The sequence below is a fragment of the Sphingomonas sp. genome, from assembly GCA_019635535.1.
Lineage (GTDB): Bacteria > Pseudomonadota > Alphaproteobacteria > Sphingomonadales > Sphingomonadaceae > Allosphingosinicella.
The window spans coordinates 2611899-2626668 of the sequence record JAHBZH010000001.1; the positions used below are offsets into that span (position 1 = coordinate 2611899).

The 14770-nt window shown below is 64.1% G+C and carries 11 protein-coding genes and 1 tRNA gene; 10 read left to right on the top strand and 2 right to left on the bottom strand.

All coding sequences use genetic code 11. The features are described 5' to 3' along the window. The first annotated feature begins 22 nt into the window (after nt 1–22). The 6 genes from KF780_13395 (at nt 23) to KF780_13420 (ending at nt 10631) form a co-directional block, all read left to right on the top strand. Nucleotides 23–3067, top strand: a complete 3045-nt coding sequence (locus KF780_13395) for a TonB-dependent receptor (GenBank protein ID MBX3562794.1) — start codon at nt 23–25, stop codon at nt 3065–3067. Nucleotides 3068–3203: 136 nt separating this feature from the next. Continuing rightward, on the top strand, nt 3204–3944 hold the full coding sequence (locus KF780_13400; protein MBX3562795.1) for a FadR family transcriptional regulator: 741 nt from the start codon (nt 3204–3206) through the stop codon (nt 3942–3944). A 295-nt stretch (nt 3945–4239) separates the two neighbouring features. Next, on the top strand, nt 4240–6405 hold the full coding sequence (locus tag KF780_13405) for a right-handed parallel beta-helix repeat-containing protein (GenBank protein ID MBX3562796.1): 2166 nt from the start codon (nt 4240–4242) through the stop codon (nt 6403–6405). Nucleotides 6406–6497: 92 nt separating this feature from the next. Beyond that, nucleotides 6498–8582: an alginate lyase family protein gene (locus KF780_13410; protein MBX3562797.1), complete on the top strand. Its 2085-nt coding sequence runs from the start codon at nt 6498–6500 to the stop codon at nt 8580–8582. Then, on the top strand, nt 8579–9865 hold the full coding sequence (locus tag KF780_13415) for an MFS transporter (protein MBX3562798.1): 1287 nt from the start codon (nt 8579–8581) through the stop codon (nt 9863–9865). Before KF780_13410 ends, KF780_13415 begins: the two co-directional genes overlap by 4 nt. Nucleotides 9866–9878: 13 nt before the next feature. Then, nucleotides 9879–10631, top strand: a complete 753-nt coding sequence (locus KF780_13420; protein MBX3562799.1) for a glucose 1-dehydrogenase — start codon at nt 9879–9881, stop codon at nt 10629–10631. A gap of 614 nt (nt 10632–11245) precedes the next feature. Here KF780_13420 and KF780_13425 read toward each other — a convergent pair. After that, nucleotides 11246–12322, bottom strand: a complete 1077-nt coding sequence (locus KF780_13425; protein MBX3562800.1) for a hypothetical protein — start codon at nt 12320–12322, stop codon at nt 11246–11248. A gap of 158 nt (nt 12323–12480) precedes the next feature. After that, nucleotides 12481–12570: transfer RNA gene (locus tag KF780_13430), tRNA-Ser, on the bottom strand. A gap of 175 nt (nt 12571–12745) precedes the next feature. Here KF780_13430 and hspQ point away from each other — a divergent pair. The 4 genes from hspQ (at nt 12746) to KF780_13450 (ending at nt 14766) form a co-directional block, all read left to right on the top strand. Then, the gene (gene hspQ / locus KF780_13435) at nt 12746–13123 is read left to right on the top strand and encodes a heat shock protein HspQ (protein MBX3562801.1); all 378 of its coding nucleotides are present in this window, start codon (nt 12746–12748) and stop codon (nt 13121–13123) included. 117 nt (nt 13124–13240) lie between these two features. Beyond that, complete coding sequence (gene rplU / locus KF780_13440) at nt 13241–13729, top strand: 50S ribosomal protein L21 (GenBank protein ID MBX3562802.1); 489 nt, start codon at nt 13241–13243, stop codon at nt 13727–13729. A 25-nt stretch (nt 13730–13754) separates the two neighbouring features. Next, complete coding sequence (gene rpmA / locus KF780_13445) at nt 13755–14027, top strand: 50S ribosomal protein L27 (protein ID MBX3562803.1); 273 nt, start codon at nt 13755–13757, stop codon at nt 14025–14027. A gap of 181 nt (nt 14028–14208) precedes the next feature. Next, nucleotides 14209–14766 carry a GNAT family N-acetyltransferase gene (locus KF780_13450; GenBank protein ID MBX3562804.1) on the top strand — a complete coding sequence of 186 codons (558 nt, stop codon included), beginning with the start codon at nt 14209–14211 and terminating at the stop codon, nt 14764–14766. The last annotated feature ends 4 nt before the right edge of the window (nt 14767–14770 follow it).

Sequence of the window (14770 nt, forward strand, 5' to 3'; positions counted from 1 at the left end):
ACAGCAAATCGGGAGAGGGCAAATGTCGAAGCCTGTCGGTTCGGGCCGTGTGTCCGCGAGCAATTTTCGTCATCTGACAAAGCTGCTGGTCGGGACGGCCTTATCCGCGCTCGCCCTGCCGGGAAGCGCCTTCGCCCAAGACCAGATGCGATCCGGCGAACCGGAAGGCGACGATCAGGCGGTTGTCATCACAGGCATCCGCAGCTCTCTTCAAAGCGCACTCAACGAACGGCGCAATTCAGACAATCTGATCGAGGTCATCCAGGCCGAGGATATCGGCAAGCTGCCGGACCAGAATCTCGCCGAAGTGCTCGAAAATGTCACCGGGATCCAGATCACCCGGGAAGCCGGCGTCGGCACTGCGGTGCAAATTCGCGGCACGGACGAAAATCGCACGGAGATCAATGGCGTCTCCACCGTGGGTTCGGGTGCCGGACGTGGGGGCATCAGCTTCGAGGATTTGCCCGCCGCGCTGATTTCCTCGCTCGAAGTAACGAAGGTCCCTGATGCCGCGACGATCGAAGGCTCCGTGGGCGGCACGATCAACCTCAGAACGCTACGGCCCCTCGAATTGCGCGACCGCCTGTTTTCAGTGCGGGTGCAAGGGGAATATAGCGACCTCGCCGGGACCGTGCTGCCAAGGATATCCGGCACGGTCGGCGACAATTGGTCGACCGGCATCGGCGAGATCGGCATCGTCCTGAGCGGCAGCTATGCCCGCTCCGACGTTTCCGCCTTCCGGCCCCGCGTCGATCGCGATGCGGTGGTCACGCCGACCTCCGGTCGCGCCAGCGCTGAATCCTTCCCGTTCCTGCGAATTCAGTTCTTCGATCAGGACAATGACAATTTCGAATATGAAACGTTGAATTTCGTCGGCTCACTGGAATGGCGGCCGGCCGACAATCTGAGACTCTATTTCGACGGCATCTATAACGATCAGACGCGCGCGCAGGAAAGCACCAGGGTGCAGATATCCGGCGTGTCGTCGAACGGAGTCGTCGATAATACCACCAACACGGCCTTCGAGACGATCAATCTGGGTATCCTCGACGGACCGAACGGCCCCATCGACCTGGGCAGCGTCCAGGCCGCGCTTTCGGGTGTCATACGCCCCAATACGACCGGCACCCTCGATCCGAACCTCCGGACCGATTCCAACACGGGGTCGCGTGAAACGGGCAGCCGGGTCTACCGGCTGGGCGGCGAGTGGGAAACCGGGCGGCTGACGGTGCGTGCGGAAGGAGCGATTTCGACCTCCAACACGACGAATTCCGATTTTTCGACGACGCTGGACTTCATCAACCCGAACCATTTGCCCGTCAGTGCGGCCAGCATCGACAATGGCGTGCCCATCGAGTTCGATCTGACCGGCGGCACCTTGCAATTCGGAATCGCGCAGGGATTGTCGACAACGCCGACGACGGCGCAATTGCTCGATCCCGCGAATTACGCACTGCGCCAGGTCAATCAAAGCCGGGGCACGGTCGAGAACCGGGAGATCGCCGGCCGCCTCGATCTCACTTATGATTTCACCGATGCCGTGCCGTTCGTCGCGTCGGTCGATGTCGGCTATCGCTACAATGAGACATCGTCCCTCAACGATTCCAACGTTCGCAATGTCGGCCTGACCAACGCCGCCGCCATCAACAGGCCGACGGGCAATCTGTTTTCTGACATCCTGATTCCCGGCCCGAGCAATTTCGGCTCGGCCGACGGGCGGCGGCTGTTCATTCGGGACTTTCTCGTCATCGATCCGGGGCGCTCCTTTTCCGACCCGGCCGCGATCCTGGCCTCGCTCAATGCCGCGATTACGGCCAACAATGCGGCGACGACTGGCCCGGACATCGCGTTGCTCACCACTCCGACGCAGCAGGTCACCGCGTTCTTCGACATCGCCGAAAGGACCCATGCCTTTTATGGCCAGGTGAATTTCGACGGGCGCGATCTCGGAGTGCCCGTGCGCGGCAATCTGGGCCTCCGCTATGTGAGGACCAGCGTCTCCTCGCTCGGCAACACCCAGACGGCCGGGAACAGCGCCGTCACGCCGGTGGTCAGGGAAGGCTCCTATGCGTTCTTCCTGCCGCGCTTCAATATTGTGATCGAGCCGGCCCGCGATTTCCTGATCCGCGGCGGTGTCTCAAGAGACATCAACCGACCGGATTTCGATGATCTTTCGACATCGGTCAGCTTCGGGACCGGGCCGAATACCCCTGTGCCGGTAGGAAATCCCGACCTGGTGCCGGAGGCGGTCTGGTCGTTCGACATTTCGGGCGAATGGTATTTCGCACGGTCGGGGTTCATCAGCCTCGGCTTCTTCCACAAGACCCGTACCAACCTGTTTTCCGAAGTGCGGATCGACCCCTTCCCCGCCCGGGATGCCAATGGCGGGCTCGCCATCGACATCACGGACCCGTGCGAACAGGGCGGCATCTTCAATCCGATCGCCGATCGCAACATCAACAACGTGCTGAACCCCGGCACCGGCATCTGCGTGCCTGTGACGACGGTGGTAAATGGGGAAGGAAACACGACCCAAACCGGTATCGAGGTCGCCTTTCAGTACAATCTTTCGAGATTTGAGGACGTCCTCGGCTTCGCATCCGGCTTCGGTTTCGTCGGCAACTACACATACCAGACAACCGGCGGGAGTGCGCAGAACTTCCCCTCGAACTTCCGCACCGCCGATGGCCCCCAGGGCGCCTTCACCGCCTTGGGCCTGATTGGGGTGCAGGATCGCATCACGTTGCCGAACCTTTCCAGGCACTCGTACAACGCGACGCTCTATTACGAAAAATACGGCATCAGCGCCCGCGCGCGCTACACATGGCGCTCCAGCTATGTCTCGACGGACTCGTTCTTCTTCGGCCTGCCACGGATCAACGCTGCCCGAGGGCAGCTCAACGCCAGCATCAACTACGATCTGACCCGCAACATCAACATCGGTGTCGAAGGGATCAACCTCACCGGTTCGGATGCCAACCAGTTCTGCGTCAACAACAATGCGCTGCTGTGCTTCCAGGGGCTCACGGACCGTCGGGTGACTGCCGGGATGAGCGTGAGATTCTAGGCGCTCTGCCGTTCATCGGAGAGCCTTTCGCTTCGGCTGCCTCGCTTGCGGGTTGAGAGAAACTGGAATTTCGCCGGCACAGTGTTTAGGGAAATTGGTATAGACCGAGGAATAACCTGCGGAGTTTTGTGCGGCCATGGCAAGCAAAAGACTGTTCCAATCCGTTGCAGCCCAGATCGCCGATATGATTGATGCGGGAGCCTATCCTGCCGGGACGCGTTTGCCGGGCGAGCGCGAACTGGCCGAAAAGCTTGGTGTCAGCCGCGTGACCATCAGGGAGGCGGAAATCGCCTTGCAGGCGATCGGCAGGCTCGAGATCAAGACTGGCTCAGGCGTTTACGTATGCCAGAGCAAGCCCGCCCACAGCGCGACGCTCCCGAAGGCAAGCGCGTTCGAGGTGACCGAGGCGAGGTTGTTGATCGAGTCGGAATCGGCTGCCCTGGCTGCCCACAACATCTCCGACGAGGGAATTGTCCGGCTTGGCGAGTTGATCGAAAAAATGCAGTCGGGCGACGAGGAAGCGGCGAACGAGGCGGACGAGCAGTTCCATCTTACGATCGCCGAAGCGTCGAACAATGCGGTCATGCTTCACACGATCAAATCGCTCTGGCGAATGCGAGAGGAGATACAGGAGGTCAAAGCCACTTACGAGGCGGTCTGCATCCACGATGCGGAATCGCGAACCGAAGAGCATCGCGCAATTTTCGAAGCGCTCAAGGCGCGCGATCCAGCGGGCGCCCGCAAAGCCATGCGCGAACATTTCCATCGGCTGCTCGAATCCATGCTCGTTGCGACCGAGAAGCGCGCCTTGGAGGAGGTTCAGCAACAGGCATCGCAAAGCCGGGAGCGGTTTCTCGTGGCCGCTAAGGCGCGCTAGCCGATCGGAGTCAGAGGCCCGCGCCTTCCTATGTGGCCTCCAGCTCGCGCGATCGGAGCAAAGCGACGGATCCGGACGATCGGGCCTAGACGGGTCCGCCTTGGCACTTGCGCCGCACGCCTCGCCGGAAAGGCAGCGCGTCACCCAATTTTCAGGCGCTGATGCCGCACAAAATTTCAAACCAATCTTTTAATATTGGTATGTGTTATAGGTTGTATGATTGCCTCTCGCTTGATAGTCCTCCAGGCAAAGAACCAAACGGGAGAGGCTGGGAATGCGGGGGGCCGGCACAATGATGCTTCTGGCGACGCTGGCGCTTGGCACGCCGGCCGCCGCGGAACGTATCCTCGTTCGCGATCAGGATGCCTATCGCGCCGCCGTACGCGCGCTTTCGCCCGGCGACGAAATCGTGCTGGCCGACGGCACATGGCGGGATTTCCAGATTCTGTTCGAAGGCAGGGGCACGGCGGAACGGCCGATCACGCTAACCGCCCAAACGCCTGGTGGCGTCATCCTTTCCGGACAATCCAACCTGCGCCTATCGGGCGAACATCTCGTCGTCTCGAACCTGGTGTTCCGCGACGGCCACACACCGACCGAGGAAGTCATCGCCTTTCGCCGCGATTCGCGCCGCACTGCCAGCAACTCGCGCGTTACCGGGATCGTCATCGACCGTTTCAACGCACCCGATCGCCGCCGCGAAGACATGTGGGTGTCGATCTACGGCCAGGACAATCGGGTCGATCACTCCCATTTCGTCGGCAAGGGCAATGCCGGAGTCACGCTCGCCGTGATCAGGCCGGAAGGCCGATCGGAGCCGAATCGCCACCGGATCGACCATAATTATTTCGGTCCCCGCCCGACGCTCGGATCGAACGGCGGCGAGACGATCCGGATCGGCACCAGCGACGAATCGCTGAGCGACTCGGAAACGGTGGTCGAGGACAATTATTTCGAACGCTGCGACGGCGAGGTGGAGATCGTCTCGTTGAAGGCCGGCGGCAATATCGTGCGCGGCAACACCTTCTTCGAATCGCAGGGCTCGGTCGTGCTTCGCCACGGCAACGGCAATCTCGTCGAGCGCAACGTCTTCATCGGCAACGGCCGGCCGAACACCGGCGGCATCCGCGTCATCAACCGCAACCAGATCGTCCGCGACAACTATCTCGAGGGACTGGCCGGCACCGGCTTCGCCAGCGCCCTCGCGGTGATGAACGGCGTGCCCGATTCGGCGATCAACCGTTACCATCAGGTCGCCAATGCGCGGATCGAGCGCAACTCGTTCGTCGCGACGCAGCGGCTTACTTTCGCGGCCGGCGCCGACGCCGAGCGTTCCGCCGCGCCCATAGACAGCCGGTTCGCAGACAATCTGATCGCGGACGAAGAGCGGGGCGATCCGATCCGCATCGACGGCGACATCGCCGGGATCGGCTTTGTCGGGAACGTCCAGAACGAGGTCGCGACGCCTCGTCTGGACCGCGGGGTCGCGCATCGACCGATCACGCTCGCGCGGGCGGCAAACGGCTTCCTCTATCCCACCGATGCGGCGCTGACCGAGGTAGGGGCGCCGCGCGATCTGCGTCCCGTCGGCCGCGAGGAGACCGGCGTGCGCTGGTATCCCAAGCCCGTCCTGGACGCGGCGGAGCCAGCCGAGGCGGCGATCGAGGTGCACAGCGGCGCGGCGCTCGCCGTCGCGATCGCGCAAGGCGGCGACGCCTTCCGGCTCGGCGCGGGGGAGTATCTTGTGCCCGCGCCGATCGTCATCGACCGGCCGATACGCATCGACGGGGCGGGACAGGCGCGCACGCGCATCTTCTTCAATGGCGACAGCCTGTTCCGGATCGAGGAGGGCGGTCGGCTGAGCCTGTCCGATCTGGCCGTCTCGGGCACCGGCGGCGCAGTGATCCGCACCTCCGACCAGTCGATGATCGCCAATTATTCCGTCGCGCTGTCTGGCGTCGCGGTCGCCAACATAAACGGCGATGTCATCGCGACCAGCCCGGCCACGCTGGCGGACCGCATCACCATCCGCGACAGCCGGTTCGCGGACGTGGCGGGCGCAGTCCTCGCCGCACATTCCGAGACGGGCACCCAGGGCTATTACAATGTCGAGGAGATCGAGATCGCCGGATCGGACTTCCACCGGGTCGGCCGCATCGCCGACGTCTTCCGGGGCGGGCGGGACGAAAGCACCTTTGGCCCGCGCTTCGCCCTGACCGGCTCGACGATTCGCGAGAGCGGCGGGCCGCAGGCGCCATCCCTGCTCCTGTCGGGCGTGCAGCGGACACGGATCGCTGACAATCGCTTCGCCGCCAGCGGGCCGATCGCTATCACCCACAGCGTCGGCACGCCCGACACCGAGATCACTGACAATCAGCTTGACGATACCCCGCCGCCCCAGGTGACCGAGGTCTACTGGCAAGGCCCGGCCCGCGCCATGCTGCGGAACAACCAACCTTGAGACCCGCCGCGCTCCCAGCGCTGGCCGCGGCGTTGCTCTTCGCCGCTCCGGCGGCGGCGCAGGTGCTGTCCAGCGCGGACGCGCGTGCGGCGATGGCGGCCGAGGCGGCGCGCTATCCCCTGTTCGAGACTGAACTTACCCGCACCCGCGTGGCGGTCGAGCGCGCCATGCAGGCGGGCATCGACGTGCCAGTGCCGCGCGATCCCGGCGGCGGCCTCACGCACGAGCAGCACAAGCGCAACTATCTCACCATCTACGGCGCCGGACAGCTTTTCGCGATCACCGGCGAGCAGCGCTATGCCGATCATGTCCGCCGCCTGCTCCTCGCTTATGCCGAGCTCTATCCGGCGCTCGGCCGCCATCCCGCCGCCGCCAACCAGGTGCCGGGCCGACTGTTCTGGCAGAGCCTCAACGACTCGGTCTGGCTGGTCCACGCCATCCAGGGCTATGACGCGATCCGCGGCACGCTCAACGAGGCGGACCGGCGGACGATCGACGATCAGGTCTTCCGCCGCGCGGCGCGGTTCCTGTCGGATGAGAATCCGGAGAATTTCGACCGCATTCACAACCACGCCACCTGGGCCACCGCCGGGGTCGGCATGACCGGCTATGTGCTAGGCGACCGGGAGCTGGTCGAAAAGGCGCTGCGCGGCACCGACCGCAGCGGCCGAGGCGGCTTCCTGCGCCAGATCGATCTCCTGTTCTCTCCCGACGGCTATTATGCCGAAGGACCCTATTACCAGCGTTACGCCCTGCTTCCCTTCGTCGTCTTCGCCCGCGCGATCGAGACGAACGAGCCCGAGCGGCGCATCTTCGCCTATCGCGACGGGCTGCTGCTGAAGGCGGTGCGGACCGCGATCCAGCTCAGCTATGGCGGCTATTTCTTCCCGATCAACGACGCGATGCCCGACAAGGGGATCGACACCGAGGAACTCGTCCAGGGTGTCGCCATCGCTTATGGCGCAACTCGCGACCCCGCTTTGCTTTCGATCGCCGAAGGGCAGCGACGGACGATCCTGACCGGCGACGGCCTTGCCGTGGCGCGCGATCTCGCCGCCGGCCGTGCTCGGCCGTTCGCGTTCGTATCCGCCCTGTTCCGGGACGGCCCGGCGGGCGACCAGGGCGCGCTCGCCGTGCTGCGCTCCGATCCCGGCCCGCGCAGCCAGACGCTGGTGATGAAGAGCAGCTCGCAGGGCATGGGCCACGGCCATTTCGACCGGCTCAACTGGCTACTCTATGACAACGGCAACGCCATCGTCACCGATTACGGCGCCGCGCGCTTCCTCAACATCGAAGCGAAGGACGGCGGCCGCTATTTGCCCGAGAACGACAGTTGGGCACAGCAGAGCATCGCCCACAATACCCTGGTCGTGAACGAGGCGAGCCACTTCGCCGCCCAGCTCGACCCCGCCGAGGCGAGCGCGCCCCGGCAGCTCTTCTTCCAGGGCGAAGGGCCGACCAGGCTCAGCACTGCCGAGGAGGATCGCGCCTATCCGGGCGTGCGCTTCCGCCGCACGCTCGCCCAGCTCGACATCGAGGGGCTCGAAAGCCCGGTGGTGATCGACCTGCTCCGCGTCGATGGCGAACGGCCCGCGCGCTACGACCTGCCGCTTCATTTCAGCGGCCATATCATCGAAACCGGCTTCCCGCTCCGCTCCAATATCGCGGCCCGGCCCGTGCTCGGCGCAGCGAACGGCTACCAGCATCTGTGGGTCGATGCGACAGGCGCGCCGGAGCCCGGCAATGGCCGTGTCACCTGGCTGAACGGCGGCCGCTTCTACACCTGGCACGCCCTCCCTCCCACCGGAGCGCAGGCGATCTTCGCCGAAAGCGGCGCCAACGATCCCCGCTTCAACCTGCGGCGCGCGCCGGTGCTGATCCTGCGCGCCGACAATCAGATCGACACAATGTTCGTCAGTCTGCTCGAGCCGCACGGCGCCTATGATGCGGTGGCGGAGACGACCGTCGCCAGCCGCAGCCGGATCCGCAATCTGCGCCATGTCCGCGTCGAGGGCGCCGAGCTCGTCGCCTTCGATCTGGGCGGCGGGCGCAGCGTGATCCTGGCACTGGCCGACGACATTGCCGTGAATGTGCGGCACCGCGCCCTGCTCGACGGGCGGACTCTTGAATGGACCGGCCATTTCGGCCGCTTCGACCGAACGGGAGGCGGCGAATGACGCTGAAGAACAACCTGCGCTGGGGCGTGATCGGCCTGATCGCGGTTGCCACCGTGATCAACTATATCGATCGCAACGCGCTCGCCGTGATGTGGCCCGCGGTCTCGGCCGAGATTGGCGCGACGAAGGAGGATTACGCCCTTCTCGTCACCATCTTCATGGTCTCCTACGCAGTCGGCCAGGCGCTGTTCGGCAAGATTTTCGACATGATCGGCACGCGCCTCGGCTTCGCGCTCTCGATCGTCATCTGGTCCATCTCGATCGGCCTTCACGCCCTCGTCCGCTCGCTGCCACTGCTCGGCGTGTTGCGCGCCACGCTCGGCGTCAGCGAAGCGGGCAATTGGCCGGGCGCGGTCAAGGCCAATGCGCTCTGGTTCCCGCCGCGCGAGCGCGCCTTCGCACAGGGCATCTTCAACTCCGGCGCCTCGGTCGGCGCGATCGTTTCGGCACCGCTGATTGCGCTCATCTATGCCGGCGTCGGCTGGCGCACGACATTCGTCATCATCGCGCTGTTCGGTTTCCTCTGGCTGATCCCCTGGTTCTGGCTCTACCGCGCCGATCCGGATCGTCACCCCTGGCTCAGCGAGAAGGAGCGCGCCCATATTCAGGACGCGAGCGGGACCGAGAGTGCGGCGAAGGCCGAAAACTATTCGCCCGGATGGGGCGGGCTGCTGCGCCACCGGGAAAGCTGGGCGGTGCTGATCGGCCGCTTCTTCCTCGACCCGATCTGGTGGCTCTTCGTCTCCTGGCTGCCGATCTATCTGGCGGAGACGTTCGGCTTCAACGTGGCCCAGATCGGTCTTTTCGCCTGGGTGCCGTTCGTCGGGGCGATGCTTGGCAGCCTTACCGGCGGCTGGCTTTCCGGGCGGCTGATCGATCGCGGCTGGCCGGTGATCCGCGCCCGCAAGGCGGTCGTCACGCTCGGCTGCATCATCATGATGCCGGCCCTACTCCTGACGATGGGCGCCGACGCGCCGCTTTACGCGGTGCTGCTGATCGCCGTCATCCTGTTCGGATTCCAGGTCGCCATCGGCAATATTCAGACCCTGCCGGCCGACTATTTCGGCGGCGCTTCGGTCGGATCGCTGGCCGGCCTCGGCGGCACTGCGGCGGTCGCGGGCACGCTGATCACGACCTGGCTCGTGCCGGTCATGACGCGCGAATCCTATGGCCCGATCTTCGCGCTCGCCGCGGCGATCGTGCCGCTCTCGCTGCTGGCGATCTGGCTGCTGGCGCGCGAACGCGCGCCGGTCGACGCACCCCATTCCCAAAAACAACCATAATGAAAGGGCTGTTATGAGATTTGCGGACAAGGTGGCGATCGTCACCGGCGGCGGACGGGACATCGGACGCGCCGTGTCGCTGCGCCTCGCCCGCGAGGGCGCGAAAGTGGTGCTGAACTACCTCAACGACACCGCCGCCGCGGAAACGACCGCGGCCGAGATCCGCGCAGCGGGCGGGGAGGTCCTGGTCCACCGCGCCGACATGTCGAAAGCCGATGAGGTGGAGGGCCTGATCGCCGCCGCGCGCGCCGCTTATGGCGACCGGATCGACGTGCTCGTGACTCTCGCCGGCGGGATGGTGGCGCGCAAGCCGCTCGCGGAAATGGACGAGGCCTTTTTCGACGCCGTGCTCGATCTCAACCTCAAGTCCGCCTTCCTGACGATCAAGGCGGCGCGGCCGTTCATGGGCGAAGGGAGCGCGATCATCACCTTCTCGTCCCAGGCGGGACGCGACGGCGGCGGACCGGGCGCGATCGCCTATGCGACGTCGAAGGGCGCCCTGCTCACCATGACGCGAGGGCTCGCCAAGGAGCTCGGGCCGCGGGGCATCCGGGTGAACGCGGTCTGCCCCGGCATGATCGCCACCACTTTCCACGACATCTTCACCAAGGCCGAGGTGCGCCAGAATGTCGCCGCTGCGACGCCGCTGCGACGGCAGGGCGAGTCCGAGGACGTCGCCGCGGCGGTCGCCTTCCTCGCCTCGGACGACGGCGCCTTCGTGACGGGCATCGGCCTGGACGTAAACGGCGGGACTTGGTTCTCGTGAGGCGCGCGGCGGGGCGCTCCTGGCCAGTGCCGCCGGCGCAGAGCCGCACCGGCCTGGAGCGCACCGATGCCATACAAGCGGTGTTGTCAGCCTAACGCCAACTTGTCTCTGAAGGCTGGCGGGTGGTCGGTTGGCTACGAGACCGTTCGCTGCCGGATCAACACGTTCGCCCCCGCGATTGCGGCCAACATCTCGCCGCCCCCTATCGCGATACCCTCGGAAACGCGCCCGATTCGCGGCGAAGTTCACGAAGTGCGTGGAGTGCGCCGCCTTTTTCGTGAACTTCGCGGCGGAAATCCCGTCGCGCCAGACGGTTAGGCATAAATATCCTGTGTCGGATTCGATGCGCCGCATAAGCCGCCGGTCTTTTCCGCCTGTCCATCCTTTCGGGAGTGGGCGCGCGTGCGCGCCATCGGCGAGAATGTATCAGGAACAGGCGGTGTAGGAAAATGAAGGGGGTGGGTGCGGTGCATCAGTTTGATTTTCGCGTCCGCCATAACCGGGGAGTCGTCGGCTCGAACGTTCGGCAAATCATCGCAGGGGGCGACGAATTAGGTATTGTGTCCCCGGAATTCCCCGGAATTCCCGGAGTTCGGTGTCCCCGGAATTCCCAGTCATTGGAATAGGCCGGATATAAAGCGGGCGAGCGGCGAACCGTCCAGTTCACCTTTAAGAATCCCGTATATGATCGCGGCAACAACACCGCCAAATATCGTTATGCCCCATGACAGAAAGCCAGGGCCGAGCCTCCCTATCCAACTCGCCTTTTTCTTGGCTGGATAGAATACAAAGTTAGGAACGTATTGACGGTGGAAATAGGCAATCAAGGCTTGGATGCCGAATGCACTCCCCAAGAACGCCAGCCGCTGCCAGAATGTGGGCAATCCCGGCAATGCTGCTAATGCGGCAACCAAGATAATCACGTTGAATGTTAGCCCAAAATTTCGGAATTGCGTAGCGAGCTTTCGCTGAAACCCGTGAACGTGTTGGGCAAGGGCTTCTGCCTTCCCGATTGCCCATGCCTCTTGGACGCTTTGGACCCGGATAGCATTGTCACCCCATGCGGCCAGTTCCACAGTGGCGTTCCGTTGAAGCCCGTATATTTCGGGTTCACCGACAAAAATCTTTAAGTATCTCAATTCCGGCAAATCATCCAAGATTTGTTCAAACTCGTCAGAATATATGTTCTTCTCAATGCCCTTGTCGTGGTATGTAACAACGGCTCGCTTTTGCGAGAAATCCTTGACGAGTTGTGCAATCAGGCTTCGCACATCGTCGGCATATAGGCGAACCGCGCCAAGTGGCCGGGTGGACGTGTTCAATTGCTCCGCGACGGCTCCGGGATTCGTCGGCCGCACTTGATAGCTATGCGGCCAAAGCTGGAATGTGCCGCCCGTTCCAATCGCCGTGGACCATTCGCCATCTATGCGGCCCTCGGGAGTGAGCGCGCCCGCAACCGTAAGCTCGCCAAGTTCAACGCCTTCCGGCGGTTGCCCTTGCGGTGTTCCGGTGAGAGCGAGCTTGCCCGCCTCAAATTGGCCGGTCACATCATATACGGCTAAGCCGTGCTGATTGTCGCTCAACCGGATGACGCCGGTAAGGGCGTCGTCCTCGCCCTCTAGCGTGACCGCCACGTTCCCGGTGTTGGTTCCGTAAACGTGGCCGTTCCAATTTCTGCCTATGTTCGCCATTCAATCCCCCCAACCCGGAACCTACCGGCACACCGGCAAATCGCCAAGAGGAAGGGGTGGCCCGCATAAGAACGGCCGCCTTTATGATGGTCGTTATGTTGGCCAGAAATGACAGTCCTATATTTTCTCTAGGAAAATCAACACATCATATGAGTTATTGGCGGAGAGGGAGGGATTCGAACCCTCGGAACGCTTGCGCGCTCAACGGTTTTCGAGACCGCCCCGTTCGACCACTCCGGCACCTCTCCGCATGTGAGGAATCGCCCGCTTGAGGGCGCTCGCCCGGTCGAATGAGCGGCGCGCTCTAGCCCAGCCGGACGCGCTTGCCAAGCATGTCCTGAGTTTATCGAAGGGCGTATCCCGCGCTTCGCCTGCGGGGCTTAACTTGCCGCCGGAGCCGCCAGGCACTACATGATGAGTCTGATGTCGCGTACCGAATACATCCCCTTGAGTGAAGGCGTGCCGCTGGCGCCGCCCGTGTCGCACGCGGCCTTTTCGATCGGGGACGTGGTCCGCCACCGCCTGTTCGATTTTCGCGGCGTCGTCTTCGACATCGACCCGGTCTTCGCCAACTCCGAGGAATGGTATCAGGCGATTCCCGAAGACATCCGCCCCCCCAAGGACCAGCCTTTCTATCACCTGCTCGCCGAGAATACGGAATCGAGCTACGTCGCCTATGTGAGCCAGCAGAATCTGCTGGCCGACGAGGCGGGCGACCCGATCGACCATCCGGCGATCGCCGAGCTGTTCGACGGCTTCAAGGCCGGGCGTTACAATCTGCGCCGCGAACGGCGGCACTGAGGCCGCCGCTCCGTCGCGCTGCGGCGGTTGACAGCGTCACCTCCCCTCTGTAGCAGCCGGTTTCCCGCGCGGAGGCAGCTTCGCGTGGACCTTGCATTTTGATTATTGGATAGGCCCATGTTCGCTATCGTGCGCACGGGCGGCAAGCAGTATCGCGTCGCCGCCGGAGACAAGATCGTCGTCGAGAAGCTCGCTGGTGAAGCGGGCGACACCGTCACCCTGGACGACGTCCTGCTGGCCGGCGACGGCGGTGAGCTGAAGTCGACCGACGGCCTGACCGTCTCGGCCGAGATCATCGCGCAGGCGAAGGCCGACAAGGTCACCGTCTTCAAGAAGCGCCGTCGGCACAATTATCGCCGCAAGAAGGGCCATCGCCAGCAGCACACGATCCTGAAGATCGTCGCGATCGGCGGCAAGAAGGCCGAGAAGAAGGCCGCGCCGGCCAAGGCGGAGGACAAGCCCGCCAAGGACGCGGCCGCGCCCAAGGCGGAGACCAAGGCCAAGGCCGCGCCGAAAAAGGCTGCCGAGACCAAGGCCGAAGCCCCCAAGAAGGCCCCGGCCAAGAAGGCTTCGACAAAGAAGCCGGCGGCTGGTAAGGCCGAATAAAGAGATTCTGGGTTAGAGAAGAACCATGGCACATAAGAAAGCAGGCGGCTCGTCGCGTAACGGCCGCGATTCACAGTCCAAGCGCCTCGGCGTGAAGAAGTTCGGTGGCGAAGGCGTCATCGGCGGCAACATCATCGTGCGCCAGCGCGGCACCAAATATTATCCGGGCCAGAATGTGGGCATGGGCAAGGACCATACCCTCTTCGCGCTTACCGCCGGGACCGTCGCGTTCCGCGACGGCAAGCTCGGCCGCAAATATGTCTGTGTGGACACGTGGCCGATTAGCGAAGCATCATAGGACAGTCGAGGAAGGGCTGTCCGGGAAGGGCGGCCCAGGGGTTTCTCGACGAGATGCCCGAAATTCGAGGGAGAGGGCCGCCCCCTCTCCCTTTTCTTTTGTCTCCCTCGCCACGATGTCGCCGGTTCGTCACTGCCCTCGGGCATGGCGCCGGCGACGGGGGATGAGAGGAGACGACGACATGTTCGCGAGGACCCCCAGATTGCTGCTGCGGCCCGGCTGGGCCGAGGACGCGCCGGCGCTCCACGCGGCGATCGCCGACGAAGGCATCGTGCGCAATCTTGCCAAGGCGCCCTGGCCTTATCGCGCCGAGGACGCCGAGGCTTTCCTGTCGCGCGACCGGACCGGGCACGATCCGGTCAGCCTCATCACGATGCGCACCGCCGGCGCACCGCGCCTGGTCGGCTGCATCGGCCTCGATCATATGGAGTCTGGCGAGGTCGAGCTCGGCTACTGGATCGCGCGGCCCTATTGGGGGCTGGGCATCGCCACCGAAGCGGGGCGCGCGGTGATCGCCAATGCGCGCGACACGCTGCGGCTCACGCGGCTCGTGGCCGGCCATTTCATCGACAATCCCGCGTCGGGCCGGGTGCTGCGCAAGCTCGGTTTCCGCCCGACCGGAGAGACGCGCGCCCGCCACAGCCTGGGCCGGGGCGGCGAGGCGATGTGCGCCGAATTCGCGCTGGATCTCGCCGAGCCGGACGCCGTCGACGATCCGTGCGCGATGCTCGCGGCGTAACATC